Origin of the sequence: Streptomyces soli (assembly GCF_003999195.1) — a bacterium.
Taxonomy (GTDB): domain Bacteria; phylum Actinomycetota; class Actinomycetes; order Streptomycetales; family Streptomycetaceae; genus Actinacidiphila; species Actinacidiphila soli.
In genome coordinates this window covers 1-25,786 of record NZ_RJVR01000283.1, presented here as the reverse complement: position 1 = coordinate 25,786, position 25,786 = coordinate 1, and the positions used below count along the sequence as shown (strand labels likewise).

At 70.0% G+C, this 25,786-nt stretch carries 25 protein-coding genes and 2 pseudogenes; 12 read left to right on the top strand and 15 right to left on the bottom strand.

The features are described 5' to 3' along the window. Window positions 1-61 precede the first annotated feature (61 nt). Together EFK10_RS30975 and EFK10_RS30970 are read left to right on the top strand one after the other, a co-directional pair. Window positions 62-481: a BlaI/MecI/CopY family transcriptional regulator gene (locus EFK10_RS30975; protein WP_127358967.1), complete on the top strand. Its 420-nt coding sequence runs from the start codon at window positions 62-64 to the stop codon at window positions 479-481. Continuing rightward, window positions 478-1,398, top strand: coding sequence for a M48 family metalloprotease (locus EFK10_RS30970; protein ID WP_127358966.1), 921 nt, complete (start codon window positions 478-480; stop codon window positions 1,396-1,398). Before EFK10_RS30975 ends, EFK10_RS30970 begins: the two co-directional genes overlap by 4 nt. Before the next feature lie 10 nt (window positions 1,399-1,408). Here the strand turns inward: EFK10_RS30970 and EFK10_RS51095 are convergent. From EFK10_RS51095 to EFK10_RS30960, 3 genes and pseudogenes are all read right to left on the bottom strand, one after another. Beyond that, window positions 1,409-1,936 (bottom strand): annotated as a pseudogene (locus EFK10_RS51095) (TIGR03086 family metal-binding protein); the annotation flags it as partial. Window positions 1,937-2,065: 129 nt separating this feature from the next. Continuing rightward, window positions 2,066-3,337 (bottom strand): annotated as a pseudogene (locus tag EFK10_RS30965) (RNA polymerase sigma factor); the annotation flags it as partial. Window positions 3,338-3,403: 66 nt separating this feature from the next. Continuing rightward, entirely contained in the window at window positions 3,404-3,763 is a 360-nt protein-coding gene (locus tag EFK10_RS30960; protein ID WP_127358964.1) for a YciI family protein, read from the bottom strand. A 187-nt stretch (window positions 3,764-3,950) separates the two neighbouring features. On the opposite strand from EFK10_RS30960, the gene EFK10_RS30955 reads away from it, so the two are divergent. Continuing rightward, a complete protein-coding gene (locus EFK10_RS30955) occupies window positions 3,951-4,898 on the top strand; it encodes a ribose-phosphate diphosphokinase (protein WP_240677580.1) in 948 nt (315 codons plus the stop codon). A gap of 86 nt (window positions 4,899-4,984) precedes the next feature. Continuing rightward, window positions 4,985-5,260: a YciI family protein gene (locus EFK10_RS30950; RefSeq protein WP_127358962.1), complete on the top strand. Its 276-nt coding sequence runs from the start codon at window positions 4,985-4,987 to the stop codon at window positions 5,258-5,260. Between the two features lie 679 nt (window positions 5,261-5,939). Here EFK10_RS30950 and EFK10_RS30940 read toward each other — a convergent pair. Next, complete coding sequence (locus tag EFK10_RS30940; protein ID WP_240677579.1) at window positions 5,940-6,596, bottom strand: rhomboid family intramembrane serine protease; 657 nt, start codon at window positions 6,594-6,596, stop codon at window positions 5,940-5,942. Between the two features lie 155 nt (window positions 6,597-6,751). Here EFK10_RS30940 and EFK10_RS30935 point away from each other — a divergent pair, with 155 nt between their 5' ends. The 4 genes from EFK10_RS30935 to EFK10_RS48910 are packed head-to-tail and all read left to right on the top strand — an operon-like array spanning window position 6,752 to window position 10,246. Next, a complete protein-coding gene (locus tag EFK10_RS30935) occupies window positions 6,752-7,276 on the top strand; it encodes a PadR family transcriptional regulator (RefSeq protein ID WP_127358961.1) in 525 nt (174 codons plus the stop codon). Further along, window positions 7,273-7,995 carry an ABC transporter ATP-binding protein gene (locus EFK10_RS30930; protein WP_127358960.1) on the top strand — a complete coding sequence of 241 codons (723 nt, stop codon included), beginning with the start codon at window positions 7,273-7,275 and terminating at the stop codon, window positions 7,993-7,995. Before EFK10_RS30935 ends, EFK10_RS30930 begins: the two co-directional genes overlap by 4 nt. After that, window positions 7,992-9,926, top strand: a complete 1,935-nt coding sequence (locus tag EFK10_RS30925; RefSeq protein ID WP_206305649.1) for an FtsX-like permease family protein — start codon at window positions 7,992-7,994, stop codon at window positions 9,924-9,926. Before EFK10_RS30930 ends, EFK10_RS30925 begins: the two co-directional genes overlap by 4 nt. Beyond that, the gene (locus EFK10_RS48910) at window positions 9,923-10,246 is read left to right on the top strand and encodes an ABC transporter permease (protein WP_206305648.1); all 324 of its coding nucleotides are present in this window, start codon (window positions 9,923-9,925) and stop codon (window positions 10,244-10,246) included. The genes EFK10_RS30925 and EFK10_RS48910 overlap by 4 nt, the downstream gene beginning before the upstream one ends. 100 nt (window positions 10,247-10,346) lie before the next feature. Here EFK10_RS48910 and sodN read toward each other — a convergent pair whose 3' ends face one another. Continuing rightward, window positions 10,347-10,742: a superoxide dismutase, Ni gene (sodN, locus tag EFK10_RS30920; protein WP_127358959.1), complete on the bottom strand. Its 396-nt coding sequence runs from the start codon at window positions 10,740-10,742 to the stop codon at window positions 10,347-10,349. A 151-nt stretch (window positions 10,743-10,893) separates the two neighbouring features. Between sodN and sodX the strand changes: the two genes are divergently transcribed. Further along, entirely contained in the window at window positions 10,894-11,316 is a 423-nt protein-coding gene (sodX, locus tag EFK10_RS30915; protein ID WP_127358958.1) for a nickel-type superoxide dismutase maturation protease, read from the top strand. Here sodX and EFK10_RS30910 read toward each other — a convergent pair. Then, window positions 11,220-11,849 (bottom strand): CGNR zinc finger domain-containing protein, encoded by a 630-nt coding sequence (locus EFK10_RS30910; RefSeq protein WP_127358957.1) that lies wholly within the window; start codon window positions 11,847-11,849, stop codon window positions 11,220-11,222. The two genes, sodX and EFK10_RS30910, sit on opposite strands and share 97 nt — an antisense overlap. A 34-nt stretch (window positions 11,850-11,883) precedes the next feature. Between EFK10_RS30910 and EFK10_RS30905 the strand changes: the two genes are divergently transcribed. Then, window positions 11,884-12,678: a class I SAM-dependent methyltransferase gene (locus EFK10_RS30905; protein ID WP_240677578.1), complete on the top strand. Its 795-nt coding sequence runs from the start codon at window positions 11,884-11,886 to the stop codon at window positions 12,676-12,678. Window positions 12,679-12,743: 65 nt separating this feature from the next. On the opposite strand, the gene EFK10_RS30900 is transcribed toward EFK10_RS30905, so the two are convergent. The 4 genes from EFK10_RS30900 to EFK10_RS30885 form a co-directional block, all read right to left on the bottom strand. Continuing rightward, a complete protein-coding gene (locus EFK10_RS30900) occupies window positions 12,744-14,216 on the bottom strand; it encodes an NF041680 family putative transposase (RefSeq protein WP_265737575.1) in 1,473 nt (490 codons plus the stop codon). A 144-nt stretch (window positions 14,217-14,360) separates the two neighbouring features. Continuing rightward, window positions 14,361-15,149 carry an amino acid ABC transporter ATP-binding protein gene (locus EFK10_RS30895; RefSeq protein WP_127358956.1) on the bottom strand — a complete coding sequence of 263 codons (789 nt, stop codon included), beginning with the start codon at window positions 15,147-15,149 and terminating at the stop codon, window positions 14,361-14,363. Further along, a complete protein-coding gene (locus EFK10_RS30890) occupies window positions 15,146-16,078 on the bottom strand; it encodes an amino acid ABC transporter permease (protein ID WP_127358955.1) in 933 nt (310 codons plus the stop codon). Before EFK10_RS30890 ends, EFK10_RS30895 begins: the two co-directional genes overlap by 4 nt. A 27-nt stretch (window positions 16,079-16,105) precedes the next feature. After that, entirely contained in the window at window positions 16,106-17,050 is a 945-nt protein-coding gene (locus EFK10_RS30885; RefSeq protein WP_127358954.1) for an ABC transporter substrate-binding protein, read from the bottom strand. A 499-nt stretch (window positions 17,051-17,549) separates the two neighbouring features. Between EFK10_RS30885 and EFK10_RS30880 the strand changes: the two genes are divergently transcribed. Both EFK10_RS30880 and EFK10_RS30875 read left to right on the top strand, forming a co-directional pair. Then, entirely contained in the window at window positions 17,550-18,752 is a 1,203-nt protein-coding gene (locus tag EFK10_RS30880) for an NAD(P)-dependent malic enzyme (protein WP_127358953.1), read from the top strand. Window positions 18,753-18,844: 92 nt separating this feature from the next. After that, window positions 18,845-19,807, top strand: coding sequence for a zinc-binding dehydrogenase (locus EFK10_RS30875; protein ID WP_127358952.1), 963 nt, complete (start codon window positions 18,845-18,847; stop codon window positions 19,805-19,807). A 15-nt stretch (window positions 19,808-19,822) separates the two neighbouring features. On the opposite strand, the gene EFK10_RS30870 is transcribed toward EFK10_RS30875, so the two are convergent. The 5 genes from EFK10_RS30870 to EFK10_RS30850 all read right to left on the bottom strand — a co-directional run. Beyond that, window positions 19,823-20,149 carry a hypothetical protein gene (locus tag EFK10_RS30870; protein WP_127358951.1) on the bottom strand — a complete coding sequence of 109 codons (327 nt, stop codon included), beginning with the start codon at window positions 20,147-20,149 and terminating at the stop codon, window positions 19,823-19,825. A 65-nt stretch (window positions 20,150-20,214) separates the two neighbouring features. Continuing rightward, a complete protein-coding gene (locus EFK10_RS30865) occupies window positions 20,215-21,096 on the bottom strand; it encodes a PadR family transcriptional regulator (RefSeq protein WP_127358950.1) in 882 nt (293 codons plus the stop codon). Window position 21,097: 1 nt separating this feature from the next. Beyond that, a complete protein-coding gene (locus EFK10_RS30860; RefSeq protein ID WP_127358949.1) occupies window positions 21,098-21,952 on the bottom strand; it encodes a DUF4097 family beta strand repeat-containing protein in 855 nt (284 codons plus the stop codon). A gap of 86 nt (window positions 21,953-22,038) precedes the next feature. Beyond that, on the bottom strand, window positions 22,039-22,221 hold the full coding sequence (locus EFK10_RS30855) for a DUF6104 family protein (RefSeq protein ID WP_127358948.1): 183 nt from the start codon (window positions 22,219-22,221) through the stop codon (window positions 22,039-22,041). A gap of 99 nt (window positions 22,222-22,320) precedes the next feature. Further along, a partial coding sequence (locus EFK10_RS30850; protein ID WP_127358947.1) for a multifunctional oxoglutarate decarboxylase/oxoglutarate dehydrogenase thiamine pyrophosphate-binding subunit/dihydrolipoyllysine-residue succinyltransferase subunit occupies window positions 22,321-25,786 on the bottom strand: 3,466 nt, incomplete at its 5' end.

The window sequence follows — 25,786 nt, the reverse complement described above, 5'->3', positions numbered from 1 at the left end:
CCCTACAGCACCTAGGGGTATGCACCGGGAAGGTGAACCCCACGGACTGTAAGGTGCGGTTATGGCAGCCACGGAGCCCCAGGACAAGTCGGCGCGCCGCAGCCCCGGCGAACTGGAGAGCGAAATCCTCGCCACGTTGTGGGCGACCGATCGCGCGCTCACCCCGGCGGACATCCAGAGCGAGCTCGGCAGTGGCCTCGCCTACAACACCGTCCACACGATCCTCAAGCGCCTGTACGACAAGGGCATGGTCCGCCGCGACGCGGACGGCCGGCGCGGTGCCTACCGGCCGACCAAGAACGCGGCCCAGCTCACCGCCGAGGTCATGCACCAGGCGCTCGACCGGGGACCGGACCCCATCGCCGCACTGCAGCAGTTCGTGACCGGCCTCAGCCCGGCCGAGGAACAGGCGCTGCGGCTCTTCCTCACGGCCGGGGACGAACGCCTCACGGCCGGGGACGAACGCGGCCGCGCCTCATGAGGATCGACGTCTACCTTCCGCTCGCCCTGTCCCTGCTGCTCGCCGCCGTCAGCCCGGCCGTCGGCCGGCGGCTCGCGCCGGCGCCCGCCGCACGCGCGCTCGCCGTCTCCGCCGCGCTCACGGCCGCAGCCTCCGTCTGGGGCCTGATCCTTCTCGCGGCCACCCTCCTCGGCGATTCCCCGCCGGTCGTCGCCGAGGCCAGGGAGCACCGCTTCCACATCCCTGAGCCGGTGCCTTTCGCCATCGCCATCGCCGCGCTGCCCGCCCTGACAGCCGTCGTCGTCCGGCTCTGGCGGACGCTGCGCGCCGTACGCGTCACCGGGCGGGCGCTCCGGCGGCTGTCCGCCTCCCACCCCGGCGGCACCGAGCTGATCGTCGCCGCCTCCGCGCAGCCGCAGGCCTTCGCCGTCCCGCTCCGCGGCCCCGACGCGCCTGGGCGCATCCTCGTCAGCACCGGGATGCTCGCCGTGCTCGACGCGCCCGAGCGGCAGGTCCTGCTCGCCCACGAGCGCGCCCACCTGGTCCACGGTCACTCCCGGCTCGCCCTCCTCGCGGAGGTCGCCGCCGCCGTCAATCCGCTGCTCATCCCGGTACGCGACACCATCGGCTTCCTCCTGGAGCGCTGGGCCGACGAGCGCGCCGCCGAAGCCGCCGGCGACCGCCGCGTCGCCGCCCGGGCCCTGGCACGGGCCGCGCTCGCCTCGCACGGCAGCCAGGCACCGCTCTGCGCGGCGCTCGGCTTCTCCGAGCACGGGATCACCCGCCGGGTCAGCGCGCTTCAGAGGGCGCCGCTCCCCACCGTCCGGGCTGCCGTCCTCGCCGTACTCCTGCTGGGCCTGGTCCCGGCGGTCGGGGCGGCCGACGCCACGCACGACTTCCTCCGCATGATGGGCCGGTACCTGGCTCTGTGGCTGTGAGGCGGGCGGCCTACGGCTTCCGGCCCAGCAGGCACAGCAGCTTCGTCTGGTCGTCGGCTTCCGGCGGCGGAGGGACGGGCGGCGCGAACAGCCCGCTCTTGTGCAGTTCGGAGGCGTACGGCTTCACCTCGCGCAGGGCGGCGGTGGCCAGCCCGTCCGGCATCCGCTCGTCCGTGCCGATCGCCCGTGCCAGGTCCCAGCCGTGCACGGCGGCGTCGGTCGTCATCTGCGCGCAGTAGGCGGCGCCCGGAGTATCCGCGTACGACAGGTGCACGATGCGGTCGAGCGCCCCGGCCTCCCGGAAGGCGGCGCGCGCCTCCTCGGAGGCGCGGTCCCAGGCGCCCACGGGGTCGTCGCCGAGCTGATCGCCCTCAAAGGCGTCGCCGACCTGCGCGATGGTCTTGCCGTCCCGCACCAGGGGCGGGACCCAGAGCTGCTCGACGACGAGGTGGTTCACCAGGTCGCGTACGGACCACGCCGTGTCGGGTGTGGGGGCGTCCCACTGGTCGTTGCGTACGGCGTGCACACCGGCCGAGAAGAAGTCGAGGGCCAGGCCGTGCATCCGCAGGATCTCGGTCTTGTTGTTGGCGGCCATGTCTCCATACTCGCCCCGGACACGGGCCGCACGCACGAGGATGATGACCATGAGACCCCCGAATGCCGCCTCCGCCGCCCGCTCCGCCCGGCCGAGCAGCAGCGCCCGTTCGCGCTCATTTCGGGTGAGGGCGGCGGCGCGCTCGAACTCGGCCTGTGCCTCGGTGTGCCGGCCGAGGCGTTCGAGGAGGTCGCCGCGGACGCTGGGCAGGAGGTGGTAGCCGCGCAGGGCGGGTTCGCCGGCCAGCTCGTCGACGAGCTTGAGGCCTTCGTCGGGGCCGTACGCCATCGCGACGGCGACGGCGCGGTTGAGCTCCACGACCGGGGAGGCGACCTGCCGGGACAGGGCCTCGTAGAGCTGGGCGATGCGCGGCCAGTCCGTCTCGTCGGCGCCGAAGGCCCGCGCGTGGCAGGCGGCGACCGCGGCCTGGAGGACGTACGGCCCGGGCGGGCCGCCGAGCGCGTCGGCGCGGGCGAGGGCGGCGAAGCCGCGGCGGATGAGCAGCCGGTCCCAGTGGCGGCGGTCCTGGTCGACCAGCAGCACCGGCTCCCCGGAGGGCCCGGTGCGGGCGGCCAAGCGGGACGCCTGGAGCTCCAGCAGGGCGACCAGCCCGTGCACCTCCGGCTCCTGCGGCATCAGCCCGGCGAGGACCCGGCCGAGCCGCAGCGCGTCCTCGCAGAGCGCCGGCCGCATCATGTCGTCGCCTGCGGTGGCCGAATAGCCCTCGTTGAAAATCAGGTAGATGACCTCCAGTACCGACGCCAGCCGCTCACCGCGCTGCGGCCCCTGCGGCACCTCGAAGGGCACGCCCGCGTTCGCCAGGGTCTTCTTGGCCCGTACGATCCGCTGGGCGACCGTCGCCTCCGCGACCAGGAAGGCCCGCGCGATCTCGGCAGTCGTCAGACCGCCCAGCAGTCGCAGGGCCAGCGCCACCCGCGCCTCGGTCGCCAGCACCGGATGGCAGGCGGTGAACACCAGCCGCAGCAGATCGTCCTCGATGTCGCCGTCCGCCGCTGCCTCGGCCGCCGCGAAGTCCTGCTCCGACGGGTCCTCGACCTCCAGCCGGTGGCCCAGCTCCTCGAGCTTGCGCGCGTAGCGCTCCTTGCGGCGTACGAGATCGATCGCGCGGTGCTTCGCCGTGGCCATGAGCCAGGCGCCCGGATTATCCGGGACACCTGACTCCGGCCACTGTTCGAGGGCGGCGACCAGAGCGTCCTGCGCCAGCTCCTCGGCGATGCCGAGGTCTCGTACGATCCGCGCCACACCGGCGATCACTCGGGCGGACTCGATCTGCCACACCGCCTCGATCGCCCGGCGGGCGTCGTCGTCAGAGCTCACAGCCACCCATCAGAGCAGCCGCTCCGGGTGGCGGCAAGCAGGGAGCCCGTAGGGGCCGTCGGGGCCGTCGGGCTAGAGCTCGGCCTCCTCGACCTGACGGAGCTCACAGGTGAGGTCCCACTCGTCGCCGTGGACCTTCAGGAAGCGCTTGGTCCACTCGATCGCCTCCTCCTTCGACTTCGCCTGGACGATCGCGTAGCCGCCGATGAACTCCTTCGTCTCGGTGAACGGCCCGTCGGTCACGGTCAGCTCTCCGTGGTTCCAGCGCAGGCGCGTGCCCTCCGAGGTGGGCCGCAGGCCGCCGGTGTCGAGCATCACCCCGGCCTTGGTCATCTCCTCGATGAGCTTGCCCATCTCCTCCATGAGCTCCGGGCTGGGGCCGCCCTCAGGGACGTTGTCCTCGTTGATCCTGATCAGTGACATGAAGCGCATGGCCCTGTCTCCTTCTTCGCTCTGTGCCTGTCGGCGGGGGCGTTCCCCGCTTCTGGATACGCGTCGAACGGGAGCGGCGCGGATCGACACGAGGGCCGAAATTCTTTTCCCGGAGTCTGCGGATAGCATGCGAACGGCGCCGCGAACGATCAAAGCGAGACGATCAACCCAAGCAAAGGACCGTTCCGTGCGAGAGCGAGACATCGCCGTCTTCAGCGGCAGTGCCCACCCCGAGCTGGCCGCCGCCATCTGCGCTCACCTCGGCGTGCCCCTCCACCCGGTGCGCGTCGACCGCTTCGCCAACGACTGCCTCGAAGTGCAGCTCCAGGCCAACTGCCGCGAGCGCGACGTCTTCATCGTCCAGCCGCTCGTCCGCCCCGTGCAGGAGCACCTCGTCGAGCTGCTGCTGATGCTGGACGCCGCGCGCGGCGCCTCCGCCGCCCGTACGACCGTCGTCATGCCGCACTACTCCTACGCGCGCTCCGACAAGAAGGACGCCCCCCGCATCTCCATCGGAGGGCGTCTGGTCGCCGACCTCATGGCGACCGCCGGCGCGAACCGCGTGCTGGCCATGACGCTGCACTCGCCGCAGGTCCACGGCTTCTTCAGCGTCCCCGTCGACCACCTGCACGCCCTGCGGGAGCTGGCCGCGCACTTCGCACAGTACGACCTCAGCAACGCCGTCGTCGTCTCTCCCGACCTGGGCAATGCCAAGGAGGCCGCCGCCTTCGCCCGGCTCCTCGGCGTGCCGGTCGCCGCCGGGGCGAAGCAGCGGTTCGCCGACGACCGGGTCAGCATCTCCGCGGTGATCGGTGAGGTCGCCGGGCGCGATGTGATCGTGCTGGACGACGAGATCGCCAAGGGCAGCACCGTGCTGGAACTGCTGGACCGGCTCCGGGAGACCGGCGTCGCCTCCGTCCGCGTGGCCTGCACGCACGGCCTGTTCGCCGACGGCGCCCTCAAGCGGATCGGCTCCCAGCCGGACGTCCTGGAGATCGTCTGCACGGACACGGTGCCCGTGCCTGACGGCGAGCGGACGGACAAGCTGCGGGTGCTGTCGATCGCGCCCGCCCTCGCCGAGGCCATGCGGCGGATCCACAACGGAGAATCGGTGAGCGCTCTTTTCGACGCGTAGTGTCGAAAGCGAGCCGACGGCTCCGACGTCTCCCGCGAGAGGCACCCCACCCGGGGCGCCCCGAGCGCACGAGAGGTGCACACGCCATGAAGTACATGCTCCTGATCTTCGGCAACGAGAAGGCCTACGGCGAGATGGACACCTGGCCCGAGACGGACCTCGCCGCGATGCGGGACTTCATGGGCGAGTTGAACGACGACCTCATCGCCTCCGGCGAGTTCGTCCAGGGCGTGGGCCTGGCCCACCCCGGGCTCGGCCGGACGGTGCGGGCGACGGCCTCCTACCTCCTCGCCGCCCGCCGCACCTCCAGCCTCCCCGAGCGCGCCCACCTCCAGGGCCAGGCCGCTCAACTGCCGGGCTGAGCCACGAGTTCGACCTCGAAGCCGTCGCCGTTCTCCAGACACACGGCGTTATGGCCCCGCCCGGACGCCCGAGCAGAGCGCCGGCCGACGCGAGCGTCATCCGCCGCCCTGCTGAAGTAGTGACGTCTGCCGCACGCACCACAGGACGGGCCCCTCCACCGGTGCCACCGTCCCCCCCGCCGACCCCTTCATCGGCCCTGACCAGCACGCCCTGGAAGAACTCCTCGCCGGCTTCGAGCCCGAGCACGTCCGACCCTTCGGAGCCGGCGTCACCCCGTCGCCGCCCGCGTCAGGCCACTACGCGCCCTCGGAGAATGACTCGGCTGGGGCGGGTCAGCGCCTCCGGGGTCAGGGTCGGGTCCACGTCGAACGCCACCAGATCTGCCGGTGCTCCCTCAACCAGCCCTGGCAACCCGAGCCATGACCGCGCGGACCACGACGCCGCCCCGACCGCCGCTTCCGCCGGAAGGCCGGCCCGGGCCAGCCAGGCGGCCTCGCCCGCGACTGTGCCGCACGGGAGACTGTCGGTCCCGGCGAGGACGCGCTCCACCCGCTCCGGCAGAACAACGCCCCGCACATGCAGCACCAACGCTGTCCCCTCCATCCGCAGCGTGTCGGCCGCCCGGGTAGTGCAGCTCCCGCGCCACGGCCCGTACCTAGGCGGGCTGCCGCGAACTGATCAGTCCAGCAGCCCCAGATCGCCCAGCTCCTTGTGCAGGTCGGAGCGCGGATTGCCCGGACCCCCGACCGGCGCGGCCCGCGCCGGCTCTATGGCTCGCCCGCCCCGCCGGTCCCGGAACACCCACGCCCCGACCACGCCGCCGACCAGGCCGCCGAGGTGCCCGAGCCAGCTCACCCCGGGGGTGCCGGGCACGGCCACCGTGAGCATGTACGCGAAGGAGCCGGCCATGACGACGCCGATGAGCGTGTCGATGAGATGCCGGTCGAAGAGCCCGCGCACGACCACGTATCCGAAGTACCCGAAGATCAGCCCGCTGGCGCCGACCGTCTCGACACTCCCGCGCTCGAAGAGCCACACCGTCAGCCCGCTCGTCATGGCGACCAGCAGTGTCAGACCCAGAAAGCGGGCCACGCCCCGGTACGCGGCGAGGAAGCCGAAGATGAACAGCGGCCCGGAGTTGCTCTCGATGTGCGCCCAACTCCAGTGCAGCAGGGGCGCGGTGAGGAGGTCGGGCAGCGTCCCGAGGTTGCCGGAGACCAGACCGTAGTCCCGGGAAAGGCCGTACTGCTGCGCCCAGTTGGCGAGCTGTACCGCCCACACGACCGCCAGGAAGCCGAACATCACGAAGAACGCCTTCCGCGCCTCCGCGATCATCTGCTCCGCGCCTTCCGGCCCACCGCCCGCCGGTCTCCGACCCGCTTCACTCATCACGCGCGCACTCTAGACGCAGCCACCGGCGCCCCGGATTGCGGGAGTTCTAGCCACCGAGTGTATAGACTCAGAGTATACGCTGAGAGTACGTTGACGCCATGAGTGTTCCCCTGACCCTGCTGGGCCTGCTCGAGCGAGAGCCGAGCCATGGCTACGACCTCAAACGCGACTACGACGCCGTCTTCGGGCGCGGCAAACCACTCCCGTCCGGGCAGGTCTACGCCACCCTCGGCCGACTGGCCCGGGACGGAAAGGTGGTGGTGGGCGAGGCGGAGGCGGGAGCCGGCCCCGACCGCAAGCGGTACGTCATCACCGAGCAAGGAGCGACCGAGTTCGAGGCCTGGCTGACCGAACCGGTCGAGGCCGAACCGCACCTGCAGACCGTGCTGTTCGCCAAGGTCGTGCTGGCGCTGATGCTGGGGCGCGACGCGGCGCGCTACCTCGACACCCAACGGGCCGCCCATCTGCGGCGGATGCGCGAGCTGATGGAGATCAAGCGGGCCGGCGGCATGGTCGACGCGCTTCTTGCCGACCACGGCCTGTTCCACCTCGAATCGGATCTGCGGTGGATCGACCTGACCGCCGCCCGTCTCGACGCCCTCGCGGAGGCGGTGCGGTCATGAACGCCGACAACCTTCCGGCGAAGCCCAGTTCCCCGAGCCGTATCTTCGAGGCGCGTGACGTCGTCCTGTCGTTCGGCCAGACCCCCGCCCTCCAGGGCGCCGGCCTGACGGTGGAAGACGGAGAGATCCTGGCCATCATGGGTCCGAGCGGCTCGGGCAAGACGACGCTGCTGCACTGCCTGGCAGGGATCCTCACCCCCGACTCCGGTGAGATCCACTTCGCCGGCCGCCGGCTCGACACCATGAGCGAGACCGAACGCAGCGTCCTGCGCCGGGACCGCTTCGGGTTCGTCTTCCAGTTCGGTCAGCTCGTGCCCGAGCTGACCGCCGAGGAGAACATAGCCCTGCCACTGCTGCTGGGCGGCACCCGCCGGACGGCCGCGTTGAAAGCCGCCGGAGAGTGGTTCGAGCGGCTCGGCCTGGACGGCCTGCAACAGCGCCGGTCCGGGGAGCTGTCCGGAGGACAGGCCCAGCGCGTCGCGCTCGCCCGCGGCCTGGTCGCACGCCCGGAGGTGCTGTTCGCGGACGAGCCGACCGGCTCCCTCGACTCCCTCACCGGCGAGCACGTCATGGATCTGCTGGTCGCCGCCGCCCGCGAGCAGGGCACCACCGTCATCGTGGTCACCCACGAGCCCAGGGTGGCCGCGTACACCGACCGCGAGGTCATCGTCCGCGACGGAAAAGTGAGTTCGTACTCGGTCGACCGGGTGGGCTCGTGATCTCCTTCGGCCTACGCCTCACCCTGCGCGGCGGCAGAGAGGCCGTCGCCCGCCTCATCGTCACCGCCGCCGCCGTGGCCCTCGGAGTCGGCCTGTTACTGGTCACCCTGGCGGCCGTCAACGGCGTCAACACGCAGAACGCCCGCTACGCCTGGCTCAACTCCGGCACTCCCGGGGCCACGGCCGCCGGCGTCAAGCCGTCGCCGGACCCGCTGTGGGGCACGCTCGCCACCGACCGCTACGACGGCAAGAGCATCATCCGGGTCGACGTCGCCGCCACCGGCCCCACGTCACCCGTCCCGCCGGGCATCCCGCGACTGCCCGGACCAGGGCAGTACTACGCCTCACCGGCTCTCAGCACGCTGCTCCGTTCCGCGCCGGCCGCCGAACTCGGCGACCGCTACCCCGGGAGCCAGGTCGGCACGATCGGCGCGGCGGCGCTCCCGGGCCCGGACTCCCTGATCGTCATCGTCGGCCACACCGCCGACGAACTGTCGCACGCACCCGACGCGGCTCGGGTCACCAGCATCGCCACCAAATCGCCCAGCAGTTGCTCGAACTGCCAGAACGGCACCCCGGCATCCGGCATCGACCTGATCCTGTCGGTCACCTCGGCGGCGCTGCTCTTCCCCGTCCTCATCTTCATCGGCACGGCCACCCGGCTCGCCGCCGCCCGCCGCGAGCAGCGCTTCGCCGCGATGCGCCTCGTCGGTGCGACGCCCCGGCAGGTCTCGGTGGTCTCGGCCGTCGAGTCGACGGTCGCCGCCGTTGCCGGTACGGCCATCGGCTTCTGCCTGTTCCTCCTCTTCCGGGGGCCGCTGGCGGCGGCTCCCTTCACCGGCGTGCGGTTCTACCCGAGTGACCTGTCGCTGAGCGCTGCCGACATTCTGCTGGTTGCTGTCGGCGTCCCGGCGGCGGCGGCGGCCGCCGCGCGGCTGGCGCTGCGACGCGTACGGATCTCCCCGCTGGGCGTGAGCCGGCGCGTCACTCCGCGCGCGCCCCGGGCGTACCGGCTGATCCCGCTGGCCGCCGGGATCGGCGAACTCAGCTTCTTCGTCGGCAGGCATCCCGCCACCACCGACGGCCAGATCCGGGCGTATCTCAGTGGAATCTTCCTGATGATGGCCGGCCTGGTCATCGCCGGGCCGTGGCTGACCATGGTCGGCGCCCGGGTCATGGCCCGGCGCACCAACCGGCCCGCGACGCTCATCGCCGGGCGGCGGCTCTCGGACAACCCGCAGGCCGGCTTCCGCGCCATCAGCGGGCTCGTCCTCGCCCTCTTCGTCACCAGCACAGCCGTCGGGGTGATCACCACAGAGGTCGCAGAACGCGGCGTCCCGCACGGCAGCGCGGCCGCCAGGAGCACCGTGATGGCCGACTTCTCCGGTGGCTGGACCACCGTCCCGGGCGTGCCGAGGTCGTCCATCCCACCGGTCACGGACTCGGTCCTGGCCGATCTGCGCTCGATCCCCGGCGTCCAGGGCCTGCTGCTGATCCACACCAATCCCCTCGGCACCAAGATCGACCTCGGCGGCCACCAGCCCACCGTGGCCGGACTCATCTCGTGCCGTCAGCTCACCGGCGTGTCGGACTTCGGCCACTGCGCTGCCGGGACGGACGTGGCGTCGGTCCCACCGAACTTCGTCTTCGACTCGGACTCCGCGCCTGCCCAGTACCCCACGGGCTGGCCCGCCGCCCACCTCTCCTCCGCGGCACTCGACAAGGTCCCGGTCCAGACGGTCGTCGTCGGAACCAACGGGTCGCAATCGGTGATCGAGCAGGTGAGAACCGCACTCACCGTCGCCTTCCCCCACCAGCAATGGGCACCCGCCACCACCGCGGAGCGCCGGGCATCCACAAACGACGCGCAGTTGCTCAACGGCTACAAGCAACTGGCCGGTGTCGTCATCATCGCTGCAGCCTCGCCGTGAGCGTCGTCGCCGGCCTCAACGACCGCAAGCGCCCATTCAGCCTGCTCCGTCTGACCGGCGTCCAGCTCGGCACGCTCCGCCGCATCATCGCCCTGGAGACCGCCGTCCCGCTCCTCGTCAGCGCCGTGGTCGCGACCACCAGCGGCTTCCTGGCCGCCAAGCTCTTCCTCAAGTCCCAGCAGAACTACTCCCTCCAACCACCAGGAGTCGAGTACTACGTCACGGTCCTCGCCGGCCTCGCCGTCTCCCTCGGCGTCATCGCCCTGACCCTCCCCCTGCTCAAGCGGATCACCGGCCCCGAAACCGCCAGGAACGAATAACAACAGGAACGAATAAACAAACAGCCCGCGCCCGGGCCGTCAGGACTCCGTGGTCGGTGTCCTTGCGGGCCGGGCGCGGGCCGGCGGTTCTCTGCCGGGATCAGGCCTTCTTGGTCTCCCAGAAGATCTTGTCGATCTCGGCGATCAGGTCGAGGGCCTTCTGGCCGGTCGCCGGGTCGGTCGACGCCTTGGCGGCGCTGAGCGCCTTCAGGGTGTCGTTGACCAGCGTGCTGAGCTGGGGGTACTTCTCGAAGTGCGGGGCCTTGAAGTAGTCGCTCCAGAGCACCGAGACGTGGTGCTTGGCCAGCTCCGCGCGCTGCTCCTTGATGACGATGGCGCGGGCGCGGAAGTGCGGGTCCTCGTTGGCCTGGTACTTCTCCTGGACCGCCTTGACGGACTCGGCCTCGATACGGGCCTGGGCCGGGTCGTAGACGCCGCAGGGCAGGTCGCAGTGGGCGCTGACCTTAACCTTGGGCGCGAACAGGCGAGTGAACATGGCTGTCCTTCCTCGTGATCGTCTTTCCAGATGGGAGATTACCCCCTGCCGGGGTCGTTTTCTCGAGTGCCCCTGGGTGCTTAGTACAAAAGTCTGGTGTCACTCTGGGTCTGGTGGAGGAAGGGACGAGGCAGGCGTGAGGAGGCGCGGCATGCGGGAGGGCAGGGCCAGGCAGCCGTTCCAGCTGGTCGAGGTGACGGGTCCATCGATGCTGCCGACGCTGAAGAACGGCGACTGGCTGCTGATCCAGTACGTGAAGAGTCCGGATGTAGTCCGTGAGGGTGATGTCGTGGTGCTCCGGCACCCGCTCCAGCAGGATCTGCTGATCGTCAAGCGTGCCGTGGAGCGGCGCGACGGCGGCTGGTGGGTGCTGGGGGACAACACGTTCGCGGAGAGCGACAGCCGTCAGTTCGGGACGGTGCCGGACGAGTTGGTGCTGGCCCGGGGGCTGGGGCGGTTCAGGCCGCCGCTGGAGGTTCAGCGGTCGGTGGCCGGGGTGGCTTCGTGGGCGGTGTCGTGTGTGAGACCGCTGAGGGCGGACCGGTCGTTCTCGAGGCGTTTGCGGGCGCGGTAGGCGGCGACGTTTGCGCGGGTCGCGCAGCGGTCGGAGCAGTAGCGGCGCGAGCGGTTTGTCGATGTGTCGATGTACGCGTTCCGGCAGGGTGCGGCCTGGCAGATGCCGAGGCGGTCCACGCCGAGGTCGGTGAGCTGGAAGGCCAGGCCCATGCAGGCGGTCGCGGCGTAGGCGGCGGTGGCGGTGGCGGCGTGGTCTGCGAGGTGCATGTGCCAGTCGGGGCGGCCGCTCTCGTCCAGGTGCTGGTGGCCGGAGATCTGCGGGCTGACCGGGAACTCCAGGAGCAGGGCGTTGAGGAGATCGACGGCCCGTACCTCGTCGCCCTCGGCGGCTGCCTCGAAGACGCCGCGCAGGCGGGTCCGTACGGCGCGCAGGCGGTTGACGTCGGAGTCGACGGCGCGAGCGGCGGCCTGGGTGGACGGCCCGAAGAGGGCGCGTACGGCGTCGACGCTGGTGAGGGCGTCGGTGCCGCGATCCGGCTCTTCGCTGTTCACCAGGCGCACAGCGTAGTCCGAGTAATAGGCCAGTTCCACTTGTAGTCCTTACGGGCGCGCTCTAGGGTGAGTAATGGCTGCCGTGGCTGTAAGGGTATTACGGCTGGAGGGGATCGTCATGCACGTCGCCGACTGGAAGACCTGGCAGGACAGCTGGGACCGGCAGCAGGAGTGGTACCTGCCCGACCGGGAGGAACGCTTCCGGGTGATGCTCGACATGGTGGAGGCCCTCGCCGGCCCCGAGCCCAGGGTGCTGGACCTGGCATGCGGCACCGGCAGTATCTCCGACCGGCTGCTGAAGCGCTTCCAGGGTGCGGTGTCGACCGGCCTCGACCTCGACCCGGCCCTGCTCACCATCGCGAGCGGCTACTTCGCGGGGGACCGGCGGGTCACCTTCGTCACGGCCGACCTGCACGACCCGCAGTGGCCGTCCAAGCTCCCGTACGGGACGTACGACGCCGTGCTGACCGCCACCGCCCTGCACTGGCTCAAGCCGGAGCCCCTCAAGGCGCTGTACGGGCAGGTCGCCGGCGTCCTGCGGGACGGCGGGGTCTTCATGAACGCCGACCACATGCCCGACCCGTCCACGCCCCGCCTGAACTCCGCAGCCCAAGCGCAGGACCGGGCCCGCCAGGAGCGCGAGAAGGCCGCTGGGGTGCTGACCTGGGAGGAGTGGTGGGCGACCGCCAAGGCCGACCCCGTGCTGGCCGAGCCCACGGCTCGGCGGTACGAGATCTACGGCGACCACGCACTCGGCGAGACGCACTCGGCGGAGTGGCACTCGGCGGCGCTGCGCGAGGCGGGCTTCGCTGAGGCGCGGCCGGTGTGGCGCTCGGTGACCGACGCGGTGGTACTCGGACTGAAGTGACGTAGCGCGTAAGGGGCGGCCCCCGATGGGTACCGCCCCTTAGCTTGAGATTAAACCTGTGAAGATCATTTAGCCGATGTGGTGCTCTCGACCTCTGGTGTTGGTTGGCGCTGGTTGTTTTTGCTGGTGGGGGTGGTCTTCCTTTTCCCGACTGGGTAGCGGGTACGGGGTGGTCGGGTGGTGCCTTTCGGGCGGCCAGGGCCTGCGGTTGCGGGTTTCGGTCTTCTGGCGGGAGTGCCGATCGTGCGCCGTAGGTGACGAAAACCTCGGCGGACACGGCCGGGTGTCATCGGCTGGTCGGCGGGGATGGATCGTTCCCACGGGCGTCGCAGGTCACGCGTGAGGGAGCGGGCGAGGCGGAGTTGGGCGTGTGCTGCCAGGATCAGCCAGGTCCAGCGCTCGCCCTGCTCGGGAGTGCGGATCTGCGGACAGGTCCAGCCCAGCACTGCTTTGATCAGCCGAAAGGTGTGCTCGATGTCGAACCTGCGCAGGTAGGTCTTCCACAGCAGGTCCAGGTCGAAGGCCGTGTGAGCGGGCGCGGTGTGCCACAGCCACAGATCCTGTGGCGCCCGGTTGCCGGGCAGGTGCTCGACTTTGATGCGGATCACGGTGCCCGGTATGACCGGCATGGTCCTGGTGAAGCCGGTCCAGCCGGCCTGCCGGGTCAGTTTCTGGTGCAAGCCGTGCCAGGCGGTGACCTTCACCGTGCCGTAGCGGGGACTTTCCGCGACAAGCTGCTCGTCGGGAGTCGGCCAGGTGGCCGGGTTGCTCAGCTCGAACCGCTCGCCGTGTTTCCTGGGCCGTCCGGGCTGCCCCTCGGGCCTGCGCCCGGAAGGATCGGAGTAATAGACCCGGTCCGAGCGCACCCGCCCCAGGATCTGAACTTCCAAGCCATCCTGGCTGGTCAGATAGCTGGTTCGGGTCAGGTCGTAGCCGGAGTCGAAGACGAACACCGGGGCTGGGCGTCCGGCGAGCAGACCGGCAGCGTCAAGACGCCCGACCACCCGCCGTACCTGCCGGGCCGTCACGATGGTGGCGTCGTCATCAGGCCCGATCCGGGCCACGTCCAGCAGCGTCGTCCACGACGTGGCGCCCCACTCCAGGCCGGCGGCGAAGGAGTACGGCCAGCCCGGGATGGTCTTGCGCGCTCCGTCGCAGCGGCAGGACGCGTAGCAGTGGCACAGTCCGTCGGAGGTAACGGCGTCCGGCCGCGCCCACGGCGAGACGTCCACCGCCACCTTGACCGGGCCGTCATCAACGACCTGCCACGAGTTCGCCAACAGCTCCGCCAGAGCTTGGACGTCGATGTCTCCGCAGGCCAGAGCGTCGTACAAGGCTCCGTGGCCGCGGCGGAACGCTTTCTCCTCGGACAGCTCCACCAGCGAGCCGACCGGCCCGTGCGCCGTCAAAACTGCCTCTACCAGCTCGAACAGCGCGTCACCGCGACGTCGTAAGCAGGCATACAGTCCGGCACGGAACGTGATCAGGCGTCGCCGTGCTTCGGCTTCTCCCTCGACCACAGCGCGCAGCCCTGGCATAGTCGGCCCCACGGCCACCCTCCCACCTTCGTAGCTTCAGCACTCCGAAGGGTCGCGGGTGGCCGTGCCTGTTGGCAGGAGAACGACGAACCCCGATAAGAAACGATCTTGTCGGGGTTTAATCTCAAGCTTAGAGGACACGCGCTACAGGACCTTCGACAGGAAGGACCGGGTGCGGTCGTGCTGCGGGTTGGTCAGCACGTCACGCGGATTGCCCGCCTCGACCACGACGCCGTCGTCCATGAAGACCAGGGCGTCGCCCACCTCCCGTGCGAAGCCCATCTCGTGGGTGACGACGACCATGGTCATGCCGTCCTCGGCCAGGCCGCGCATGACGTCCAGGACGTCACCGACCAGCTCCGGGTCGAGGGCCGAGGTCGGCTCGTCGAAGAGCATCAGCTTCGGCTCCATCGCGAGCGCACGGGCGATCGCGACCCGCTGCTGCTGGCCGCCCGACAGCTGCGAGGGGTAGTTCTGCGCCTTGTCGGCCAGGCCCACGCGGTCCAGCAGCCGCTGGGCCCGCTCGCGGGCGACGGCCTTCGACTCGCGCTTGACCATGACCGGGGCTTCCATGACGTTCTCAAGCGCCGTCATGTGCGGGAAGAGGTTGAAGCGCTGGAAGACCATGCCGATGTCCCGCCGCTTCGCGGCCACCTCGCGGTCCTTGAGCTCGTAGAGCTTGTCGCCCTTCTGCCGGTAGCCGACCAGCTCGCCGTCGACCGACAGCCGCCCGGAGTTGATCTTCTCCAGGTGGTTGATGCACCGCAGGAAGGTGGACTTGCCCGACCCCGAGGGGCCGATCAGGCAGAACACCTCCCGGGGCGCGACCTCCAGGTCGATGCCCTTGAGGATGTGCGCCAGGCCGAAGGACTTGTGCACGCCCTCCGCCTTGACCATGGGCTGGCTGCCCGCACCCTTGCTGAAGTCGGTCATCGGGCCACCTCCGGGCGACGCAGGGTTCCGAGATTGGCCTTGATGCGCTGCCACGGAGTCGGCGGCAGACTGCGCAGCGAGCCGCGCGCGAACCGGCGCTCCAGGTAGTACTGGCCGACGCTGAAGATGCTGGTCAGGATCAGGTACCAGGCCGACGCCACGAAGAGCATCTCCATCACCGCGCCCGAGTTCGCGCCGATGTTGGAGGTGGCGCGCAGCAGGTCCACGTACTGCACTACCGACACCAGGGACGAGGTCTTCAGCATGTTGATGAACTCGTTGCCGGTCGGCGGGATGATCACCCGCATCGCCTGCGGCAGCACCACCCGGCGCATGGTCTGGCCGGCGGTCATGCCCAGGGCGTGCGAGGCCTCCGTCTGGCCCTCGTCGACGGACTGGATGCCCGCCCGGACGATCTCCGCCATGTACGCGCCCTCGTTCAGACCGAGGCCCAGCAGGGCCACGACGAACGGGGTCATGACGTCGACCATCTCGTTCTTGTAGATGGGCCCGAGATTCAGGTACTGGAAGATCAGCGCCAGGTTGAACCACATCAGCAGCTGTACGTAGACCGGGGTGCCGCGGAAGAACCAGATGTATAGCCACGCCACGGCGCCCGTCACCGGGTTCTTCGACAGCCGCATCACGGCGAAGAGCACGCCCAGCACCAGGCCGAGCAGCATGGCGGTGACGCTGATCAGGACGGTGTGCCAGAGGCCGGTCAGCACGGAGCTGTCGAAGAGCTTGTCCCCGACGGTTCCCCACATCACGTTGCCCTGCGAGAAGGCGTAGACGAGCCAGCCGAGGAGGACCACTACGACGACGCCGCTGACCCAGCGGCCGTAGCGGCGTACCGGAATCGCACGGATGTCCTCGTAAGGCGTCTGGGCGGCAGCGGGCCCAGGCGCCTTGTCGATCTTGTCAGTCACAGTGACTGCCCTTCTGCGGAACGCGGATCAGGAGCCGCCGTTGATGGCTGCCTTGGTGACGGCGCTGTTGGCCACGTCCCACTTCGCGAGAACCGTCTTGTAGGTGCCGTCGGCGATGATCGCGTCAACGGCGTCCTTGAGGGCGTCGCGCAGCTGGGTGTTGCTCTTGCTGGTCGCGATACCGAAGGGGCCTGCGCCGATCTGGTCGCCGACGACGTCGAAGTCCTTGCCGCCGCCGGAGGTCTTGGCGAGGTAGGCGGCCACCGGGTAGTCGTTGAGGTCAGCGACCGCGCCGCCGGCCTTGACCCGGGTCTGCGCCTCGGCGTCGGTGTCGAACGACTCGATCGTGAGCTTCTTCGAGCCGCACTTCTTGGCCTGGTCCTTGAAGGTGGTCTCGTAGATCGTGCCGCGCTGGACCGCGACGGTGTGGCCGCAGACGTCGGCGAGGGTGTTGATGCCCGACGGGTTGCCCTTCTTGACCAGCAGCGAGACGCCGGACTCGAAGTAGTCGACGAAGTCGACGCCCGTGCCGATCTTCTTGCCGCTGTCGTCCAGGCCCTGCTGGCGTGCCTTGGTGTCGCTCATCGCGGACATGACGACGTCCTGGCGGCCGGTGTTCAGCGAGGTGATCAGGCCGTCGAAGGTGCCGCTGACGAACTCGAACTTCACGCCGAGCTGCTTGCCGAGCGCGGCGGCGATGTCGGGGTCGATACCCACGATCTTGCCGCCCTCGGTGTATTCCATGGGGGCGTAGGTGGCGTCGGTGCCGACCTTGATCACGCCGGACTTCTGGTACGTCGCGGGGAGCTTGCTGAACAGCGGAGCATTCGAGGAGGAGGCGCTGGAAGTCGAGCTGCCCTTGTTGGTCTGGTCACCGCAGCCGGTGAGCAGCAGGGCACCTGCGACCGCGATGGCTCCGACCGCGGCGAAGCGGGGTGTGGCGGTCGAGCGACGGGTGGTGCTGGCGGTCATTGCTGGTTCCTCCTGCGGAGTGGGGTAGCTCCCTTTTGGCTGACACACGCGTTCGGGGTTCGCGACACCGTGTGATCTCAGGCATCTTGCCATCCGGACATGGGCGTTTAGGCGACCGGTTGTGTCAAAATCAGATAACGGGCGATCCCCGAACTCCCACCTGGCCGGTACACCAGGGCCGGACCGCGGTGGGGCTGCGCTGACAAGTTACGCGTATCACGTGCCGTATCCCGCTGTTCGGACTCTTGGTCGCTCTAAGCGGCTATCTCCCGAACTGCTCCTGCCGTCATCGCGCAATTACGACTCGTCAGCGGAAACGGTCTTCCGGTAGAACAGACCCTTACCCCTCATCCGGGGCCCAGGGCGTGCGTGCGGCACGCCTGGCAGCGCGCGTCGCGGGACCCACTCGAATTCCTGTGGCTGTGCTTGCCGAGCCCACCTATCCCCTGTCGTAGGGGGTAGTACCCTCGTAGACAATTTAGACAAAGGGGTCAAAAAAGTGGCAGCGGAGATTGTCAACCCTCGCACTGACAGTGACGGTCCTGAGAGCCCCGTCGATCCGGCGTTCGCCCTTCATCGCGGCGGCAAGTTGGAGGTGTCCTCCACCGTGCCCGTGCGCGACGCGGACGATCTGTCTCTCGCCTACACACCCGGTGTGGCCAAGGTGTGCAGCGCCATCGCCGAGCAGCCGGAGCTGGTCCACGAGTACACGTGGAAGTCGAACGTCGTGGCGGTCGTCACCGACGGCACCGCGGTGCTGGGACTCGGCGACATCGGTCCCGAGGCCTCGCTTCCGGTGATGGAGGGCAAGGCGATCCTCTTCAAGCAGTTCGGCGGCGTCGACGCGGTGCCGATCGCGCTGGCGACGACCGACGTGGACGAGATCGTGGAGACCGTGGTGCGGCTCGCCCCGTCCTTCGGTGGAGTGAATCTCGAGGACATCTCGGCGCCACGCTGCTTCGAGATCGAGCGCAAACTGATCGACCGCCTGGACATCCCGGTCTTCCACGACGACCAGCACGGGACGGCCGTCGTGACGCTGGCCGCCCTGCGGAACTCCGTGCGGCTGACCGGGCGGGCGCTGGGCGAGCTGCGCGCGGTGATCTCGGGGGCCGGAGCGGCCGGTGTCGCGATCGCCAAGATCCTCATCGAGGCCGGCATCGGTGACGTCGCCGTCACCGACCGCAAGGGAGTCGTCCACGCGGGCCGCGGCGACCTCAACTCCGCGAAGCGTGAGCTGGCTTCGTATACGAACCGGGCCGGCCTGACCGGCTCGCTCGAGGCCGCGCTGGAGGGCGCCGACGTCTTCATCGGCGTCTCGGGCGGCACCGTGGCCGAGGAAGCGGTGGCCCGGATGGCCAAGGGCGCGTTCATCTTCGCGATGGCCAACCCGACGCCGGAGATCCACCCCGACGTCGCGCACAAGTACGCCGCCGTCGTGGCAACCGGACGCAGCGACTACCCGAACCAGATCAACAATGTGCTGGCCTTCCCCGGCATCTTCGCCGGCGCGCTCCAGGTGCGGGCGTCCCGGATCACGGAGGGCATGAAGATCGCGGCCGCGGAGGCGCTGGCCGCGGTGGTGGACGGCGAACTGTCGGCGGACCGGGTCATCCCCTCCCCCTTCGACGAGCGGGTCGCCCCGGCGGTCACGGCGGCGGTCGCCGCCGCGGCCCGGGCCGAGGGTGTCGCGCGGCGCTAGGTACGTCCGACAAGAGCCTGGCCGGGTGACGTACGTCGCTTCGCGGGGCGGGGCCTTCACGGGCGCCGCCCCGCGCGGCTACGTTCAAGGTCATGTTCGCTGCCTACGCTGCCCGCATCGACCGTGACCAGCCGCTGAACGGCCTTGAGCTCGGGGAGCGGCCCGAACCCGAACCCCGGCCCGGCTGGACGACCGTGAACGTCAAGGCGGCCTCGCTCAACCACCACGACCTGTGGTCCCTGCGCGGGGTCGGGCTGGGCGAGGAGAGCCTGCCGATGATCCTCGGCTGCGACGCCGCCGGCATCGACGAGGACGGCAACGAGGTCGTCCTGCACTCCGTCATCGGCCAGTCCGGCTACGGGGTGGGGCTGGACGAGCCCCGGTCGATCCTCACCGAGCGCTACCAGGGGACCTTCGCCGAGAAGGTGTCCGTGCCGAGCTGGAACGTCCTGCGCAAGCCCAAGGAGCTGTCCTTCGAGCAGGCCGCGTGCCTGCCGACGGCCTGGCTGACCGCGTATCGCATGCTCTTCACCAATGCCGGGGTACGGCCCGGGGACTCGGTCCTCGTGCAGGGCGCCGGCGGCGGCGTCGCGAGCGCCGCGATCGTGCTGGGGAAGGCCGCCGGGCTCCGGGTCTTCGCGACCAGCCGCGACGAGGCGAAGCGCGCCCGGGCCGTCGAACTCGGTGCGGAGGCCGCCTTCGAGGCAAGCGCGCGGCTGCCGCACCGGGTCGACGCCGTCATCGAGACCGTCGGCGCGGCCACCTGGTCCCACTCGGTCAAGTCGCTGCGGCCGGGCGGCACGCTGGTCATCTCCGGCGCGACGTCCGGGCCGAGCCCGAAGTCCGCCGAGCTGAACCGGATCTTCTTCCTCGAGCTGAAGGTCGTCGGCTCCACGATGGGTACGAAGGACGAGCTCGAGGACCTGCTCAGCTTCTGCGCGGCGACCGGCGTCCGGCCGGTCATCGACTCCGTCTTCCCGCTCGATCGCGCCCGCGAGGGCTTCGAGAAGATGGCGGGCGGCGAGCTGTTCGGGAAGATCGTGCTGACGGTGTGAACTCCGTGGACCCTGTCACGGGGCCGCCGATTCCTCCCGCAGAGCGGCCCGCGTGCGGCGGCTCGCGCGCTGACCGGCCCAGCTGAAGCCGAAGCCGATCACCATGGCTACGACCCCGATGCCCGTCACCGTCGCTCGCGTGCCGGGGGCGATGTGGACCACCTGGGCGACGGCCTGGAAGAGGAAAAAGAGTCCCATCGGCAGCTGACCGATGCCCCACAGTCGGGGGCGAGGGGTCTGGCCGACGAGCCAGGGCAGCATACGGCCGGTGGTCGCCGCCACGATCGCGAGGCCGAGGCTGAGCAGCGCGCAGGCGCCCAGCAGTGCGTTCAGGATGTCCACGGGCTGATCATCGCATCGGGCGCCGGGCGCCGGGGGTCGGACCCCGGCGCCCGGTCAAGGATCCGTCAGGATTTGCGCGTACGCAGGACGACGCCGATGTGCGCCGCTGCCGTCGACAGATGGCGGCGGGCCTCGCGCAACTGCTCGGCGGTGACGCCGTGGTCGCGGGCTGCGTCGCGTACGTCGTCGCGGAAGCGGTCGAGCAGCCGCTCCAGGTCGCGGGCCGGGTCATCGCTCACGGGGGCGTCCTCCGATGCCCAGTCGGGGGCTTCGGCGCCGGCGGGGTCGGGCTTCGCGTACCCCGGCCAGGGCGTCGAGCGGCCGAACTGGCCCAGCTCTCGGCTGAGTTCGGCCAGTCCCTCCTTGAGGCCGCCCTGCCAGTCGCCGCGCTGGACGTGCTCCTGCATCTCGTCCTGCACCCGGCGGGCGATCCGCTGCACCTCGTCGCGGGCGAAGTCCTGCGCCTCCTTGGCCTGGCGCCGGGCGCTGCGGGCCTCCTCCTTGGCGCGGCGGGCCTGTTCCTTCCACTCCTGGTGGTCGGGCGCCGGGCCGGGCTTCGTACGGGCCTGCTGGGCGGCGGCGCGGATCTCGCGGCGCAGGTCGCCGGCGGCGCCGCGGACGTCCTCGCGGATCTCGGCGGCGAGGAGGGAGACGGACTCGCGGATCTCGTTCTCCAGGTCGTCGATCTCACCGGCGCGGGAGGCGAGTTCGGCGCGGCCGGCGTCGGTGATCGCGTAGACCTTGCGGCCGCCCTCGGTGGAGTGGGTGACCAGGCCCTCCTGCTCCAGCTTGGCCAGCCGCGGGTAGACGGTGCCGGCGGAGGGCGCGTACAGGCCCTGGAAGCGCTCCTCCAGGAGCCGGATGACCTCGTAGCCGTGGCGCGGGCGCTCGTCCAGCAGCTTCAGCAGGTACAGGCGCAGGCGGCCGTGGGCGAAAACGGGGGGCATGTCAGGCGTCCTTCCGGAACGGGTCCGTATCGGCGGCGTCTTCGATCGGTGGCCGGCGCAGCAGCGCGATCGCCCCGGACACGGTCGTGGCCTTCAGCCGCGCCCCGCCCGACCCGATCCGCCCGGTGATCCGCTTCGCCCCCCACTGCCCGGTCACCCGCAGTTCGTCGAACGCGCAGCTCACCGCTCCGCTGGTGGTGTTGGCGTCCACCTCCGCGTCCCCCGGCTCCGGGATCCGGATCGCGATCTCCCCGGACACCGTCGTCAGCCGTACGTCGGCGGCACCGCGCGGGTCGAGGTCCAGCACCATGTTGCCGCTCACCGAGTCCGCCTTGACGGCCGCCCCGCTGCCCTCCACCACGGTCAGGTCGCCGGACACGGTGTTGACCTTCAGGTCCCCGGACACGGCCTGCGCCTCAACGCCCCCGTTCACCGTCTCCGCGCTCGCCGGCCCGGTCAGCCCGACCAGCGCGATGTCCCCGTTCACCCCGCGAACCTGTGTACGTTCGGCGATCCCGGAGATCACCGCGCTCGCCCCGACGACCCCCACCGACACATGCGTCCGCTGCGGCACCGCCAGCGACACCACGGCATGCCGGCGCCATCCCTTGCGGTCCAGCCACTTGAAGAGGCCCTTCCACGGCAGGTCCTCGTACGTCACCGTCAGCGTGCCGCCCGCGTGGCTCACGATCAGCGGCGGCCCCTCCAGCTCACTGACCTCCAGTCGCGCGGGGCCCTCGTCGACACCGACCACGTTCACCGCGCCGTTGACGATGCGGACGTGCAGGGTATCGACCCCGCCCTCGAAGACCAGCTTGTCCGGCTCGGTGACGGACCATTCCGACGTGCCGCTCATTTCGCCCCTCCACGGGATGCGCCGACAACGCAACATATCGCGTCTCTGAGAGACACGATATATCGCGTGCAGGGGAAGTCAAGCGGCTACTCGTCGTCGTCCTCGTCGTCGAGCCGGGCCAGCCAGGTTGCCAGCCGCTCCACCGGGATCTCGAACTCGGGGTTCAGGTCCACGAATTCCTGCAGTCGGGCGGCCAGCCACTCGAAGGTGACCTCCTCCTCGCCACGACGGCTCTCCAGCTCCTCGATGCCGCGGTCGGTGAAGTACAAGGGGTGCTCCTGCTCGGGGACGTTCCGGATGGAAGGGGGGCCCCGCACTCGGTGAGTGCGGGGCCCCCCTTCGCGTACTGCTCAGACTACGCAGACCACTCAGATCTCGAAGACCTCGGTGAGCAGCTCCTCCTGCTGCTGCAGGTGCCGCTTCGCCGAGCCGACGGCCGGCGAGGAGGACGACGGACGCGAGACGCGACGCAGCCGGTCCGCGTTGTCGGGGGCGGCGCCCAGAACCAGGTCGAGGTGGTCGATCAGGTTGAGGGCGATGAACGGCCAGGCACCCTGGTTGGCGGGCTCGTCCTGGGCCCAGACGTACTTCTGGGCCTTGGTGAACGGGGCCAGGGCGGCCTGGATCTCCTGACCGGGCAGCGGGTAGAGCCGCTCGATGCGGATGATGGCGGTGTCGGTGTTGCCGCGCTTCGTACGTTCCGCGATCAGGTCGTAGTAGACCTTGCCGGAGCAGAAGACGACCTTGCGGACCGCCTCGGGCTCGACCGTGGAGTCACCGATGACCGGCTGGAAGGAGCCGGAGGTGAATTCCTCGGTCTTCGAGGCCGCGGCCTTCAGACGCAGCATCGACTTCGGGGTGAAGACGATGAGCGGCTTGTGGTGCGGGTTGTGGACCTGCCAGCGCAGCAGGTGGAAGTAGTTCGACGGGGTGGTCGGGACCGCGACCGTCATGTTGTTCTGCGCGCACAGCTGCAGGAAGCGCTCGATGCGGGCCGAGGAGTGGTCCGGGCCCTGGCCCTCGTAGCCGTGCGGGAGCAGGAGGGTGACGCCGGAGGTCTGGCCCCACTTCTGCTCGGCGGAGGAGATGAACTCGTCGACGACGGTCTGGGCGCCGTTGACGAAGTCACCGAACTGGGCCTCCCACATCACCAGCGCTTCCGGGCGGGCCAGCGAGTAGCCGTACTCGAAGCCCATGGCCGCGTACTCGCTGAGCAGCGAGTCGTAGATGTTGTAGCGGGCCTGGTCCTCGGCGAGGTAGAGCAGCGGGGTGTAGTCCTCGCCGGTCTCGCGGTCGATGAGGACGGCGTGGCGCTGGCCGAAGGTGCCGCGGCGCGAGTCCTGGCCCGCCAGGCGGACCGGGACGCCCTCCAGGAGGAGGGAGCCGATGGCGAGGGTCTCGCCCATGCCCCAGTCGATGGTGCCGTCCTCGACGCTCGCCGCCCGGCGCTGCAGCTGGGGCAGCAGGCGCGGGTGGACGGTGACGCGGTCGGGGATGTTGACCTGGGACTCGGCGATCCGCTTGACGACCTCTTGGGAGACCGCGGTGTCCACCTCGACCGGGAACTCCGGGCCCGAGGGCTCGGAGGTGTCGATCTGCGGGGCTGCCGGGGCGGTCGCCTCGCGAACCTCGGTGAAGACCTTCTCCAGCTGGCCCTGGTAGTCCTGGAGGGCCTGCTCGGCCTCTTCCAGGGTGATGTCGCCACGACCGATGAGGGACTCGGTGTAGAGCTTGCGCACCGAGCGCTTCTTGTCGATCAGGTCGTACATCAGCGGCTGGGTGAAGGCCGGGTTGTCGGACTCGTTGTGACCACGGCGGCGGTAGCAGACCAGGTCGATGACGACGTCCTTGTTGAACGCCTGGCGGAACTCGAAGGCGAGCCGCGCGACGCGGACCACGGCCTCCGGGTCGTCGCCGTTGACGTGGAAGATCGGCGCCTCGATCATGCGGGCCACGTCGGTGCAGTACATCGAGGAGCGGGACTCGGCCGGGGCGGCGGTGAAGCCGACCTGGTTGTTGATCACGATGTGCACGGTGCCGCCGGTGCGGTAGCCGCGCAGCTGCGACATGTTGAGGGTCTCCGCGACGACACCCTGGCCCGCGAAGGCCGCGTCGCCGTGCAGCTGGATCGGCATGACGGTGAAGTCGGTGCCGGCCTTGCCGATGATGTCCTGCTTCGCGCGGGCGACACCTTCGACGACCGGGTCCACGGCCTCCAGGTGCGAGGGGTTGGCGGTGAGCGAGACCTTGATCTGCTCGCCGTCCAGGCCCGTGAAGGTGCCCTCGGAGCCCAGGTGGTACTTCACGTCGCCGGAGCCGTGCATCGACTTCGGGTCGAGGTTGCCCTCGAACTCGCGGAAGATCTGGGCGTACGACTTGCCGACGATGTTCGCCAGCACGTTGAGGCGGCCGCGGTGGGCCATGCCGATGACGACCTCGTCGAGCCGCGACTCGGCGGCCGCGTCGATGACGGCGTCCAACAACGGGATGACGGACTCGCCGCCCTCGAGGGAGAAGCGCTTCTGGCCGACGTACTTCGTCTGCAGGAAGGTCTCGAAGGCCTCCGCCGCGTTGAGGCGGCGCAGGATCCGCAGCTGCTCGTCGCGCTCCGGCTTGGAGTGCTGGCGCTCGATGCGGTCCTGGATCCACCGGCGCTGCTTCGGGTCCTGGATGTGCATGAACTCGACACCCACGGTGCGGCAGTACGAGTCGCGCAGCACGCCCAGGATGTCGCGCAGCTTCATCATCGTCCTGCCGGCGAAGCCGCCGACCGCGAACTCGCGCTCCAGGTCCCACAGGGTGAGGCCGTGCTCGATGACGTCGAGGTCGGGGTGCTTGCGCTGGCGGTACTCCAGCGGGTCGGTGTCGGCCATGACGTGGCCGCGGACCCGGTAGGAGTGGATCAACTCGAAGACGCGGGCGGCCTTGGTGACGTCGTCGTCGTGCGAGACGTCGATGTCCTTGAGCCAGCGGACCGGCTCGTACGGGATGCGCAGCGCCTCGAAGATGTCGTCGAAGAAGCCGTTCTCACCCAGCAGCAGCTGGTTCATGATCCGCAGGAACTCGCCGGACGCGGCGCCCTGGATGACCCGGTGATCGTAGGTGGAGGTGAGGGTCATCACCTTGGAGATGCCCAGCTTGTTCAGGGTGTCCTGGGAGGTGCCCTGGAACTCCGCCGGGTAGTCCATCGAGCCGACGCCGAGGATCAGGCCCTGCCCGGGCATCAGGCGCGGCACGGAGTGCACGGTGCCGATGCCGCCGGGGTTGGTGAGCGAGGCGGTGACGCCGGAGAAGTCGTCCATCGTCAGCTTGCCGACGCGGGCGCGGCGGACGATGTCCTCGTAGGCCTGCCAGAACTCGAAGAAGTTCATGGTCTCGGCCTTCTTGATCGCCGCGACGACCAGCTGCCGGTCGCCGTTCGGCTTGACCAGGTCGATGGCGAGACCGAGGTTGACGTGGTCGGGCTTGACCAGCGTCGGCTTGCCGTCGCGCTCCGCGAAGGAGTAGTTCATCGACGGCATGATCTTCAGCGCCTGCACCATGGCGTAGCCGATGATGTGCGTGAAGGAGACCTTGCCACCCCGGGCGCGCTTGAGGTGGTTGTTGATGACGATCCGGTTGTCGAACAGCAGCTTCACCGGGATCGCACGGACGGACGTGGCCGTCGGCAGCTCCAGCGAGGCGTTCATGTTCTTCGCCACAGCGGCCGACGGGCCGCGTAGCACGACGTACTCCGGACCGCCCTCGGCCGTCACGGCGGCCTCCGCGGCCGGCACGGCCTTGGCCACGGGCGCCGCCTTGGGGGCGGGCGCCGGGGCCGGGGCCGGCTGCGGC

Bases quoted from the DNA above. Each gene is read 5' to 3' on its own strand.
- EFK10_RS30975 (WP_127358967.1), top strand. From the start codon at position 62: ATGGCAGCCACGGAGCCCCAGGACAAGTCGGCGCGCCGCAGCCCCGGC.
- EFK10_RS30970 (WP_127358966.1), top strand. From the start codon at position 478: ATGAGGATCGACGTCTACCTTCCGCTCGCCCTGTCCCTGCTGCTCGCC.
- EFK10_RS30960 (WP_127358964.1), bottom strand. From the start codon at position 3,763: ATGCGCTTCATGTCACTGATCAGGATCAACGAGGACAACGTCCCTGAG.
- EFK10_RS30950 (WP_127358962.1), top strand. From the start codon at position 4,985: ATGAAGTACATGCTCCTGATCTTCGGCAACGAGAAGGCCTACGGCGAG.
- EFK10_RS30940 (WP_240677579.1), bottom strand. From the start codon at position 6,596: ATGATCGCGGAGGCGCGGAAGGCGTTCTTCGTGATGTTCGGCTTCCTG.
- EFK10_RS30935 (WP_127358961.1), top strand. From the start codon at position 6,752: ATGAGTGTTCCCCTGACCCTGCTGGGCCTGCTCGAGCGAGAGCCGAGC.
- EFK10_RS30930 (WP_127358960.1), top strand. From the start codon at position 7,273: ATGAACGCCGACAACCTTCCGGCGAAGCCCAGTTCCCCGAGCCGTATC.
- sodN (WP_127358959.1), bottom strand. From the start codon at position 10,742: ATGTTCACTCGCCTGTTCGCGCCCAAGGTTAAGGTCAGCGCCCACTGC.
- sodX (WP_127358958.1), top strand. From the start codon at position 10,894: ATGCGGGAGGGCAGGGCCAGGCAGCCGTTCCAGCTGGTCGAGGTGACG.
- EFK10_RS30905 (WP_240677578.1), top strand. From the start codon at position 11,884: ATGGCTGCCGTGGCTGTAAGGGTATTACGGCTGGAGGGGATCGTCATG.
- EFK10_RS30900 (WP_265737575.1), bottom strand. From the start codon at position 14,216: ATGCCAGGGCTGCGCGCTGTGGTCGAGGGAGAAGCCGAAGCACGGCGA.
- EFK10_RS30895 (WP_127358956.1), bottom strand. From the start codon at position 15,149: ATGACCGACTTCAGCAAGGGTGCGGGCAGCCAGCCCATGGTCAAGGCG.
- EFK10_RS30885 (WP_127358954.1), bottom strand. From the start codon at position 17,050: ATGACCGCCAGCACCACCCGTCGCTCGACCGCCACACCCCGCTTCGCC.
- EFK10_RS30875 (WP_127358952.1), top strand. From the start codon at position 18,845: ATGTTCGCTGCCTACGCTGCCCGCATCGACCGTGACCAGCCGCTGAAC.
- EFK10_RS30865 (WP_127358950.1), bottom strand. From the start codon at position 21,096: ATGCCCCCCGTTTTCGCCCACGGCCGCCTGCGCCTGTACCTGCTGAAG.
- EFK10_RS30860 (WP_127358949.1), bottom strand. From the start codon at position 21,952: ATGAGCGGCACGTCGGAATGGTCCGTCACCGAGCCGGACAAGCTGGTC.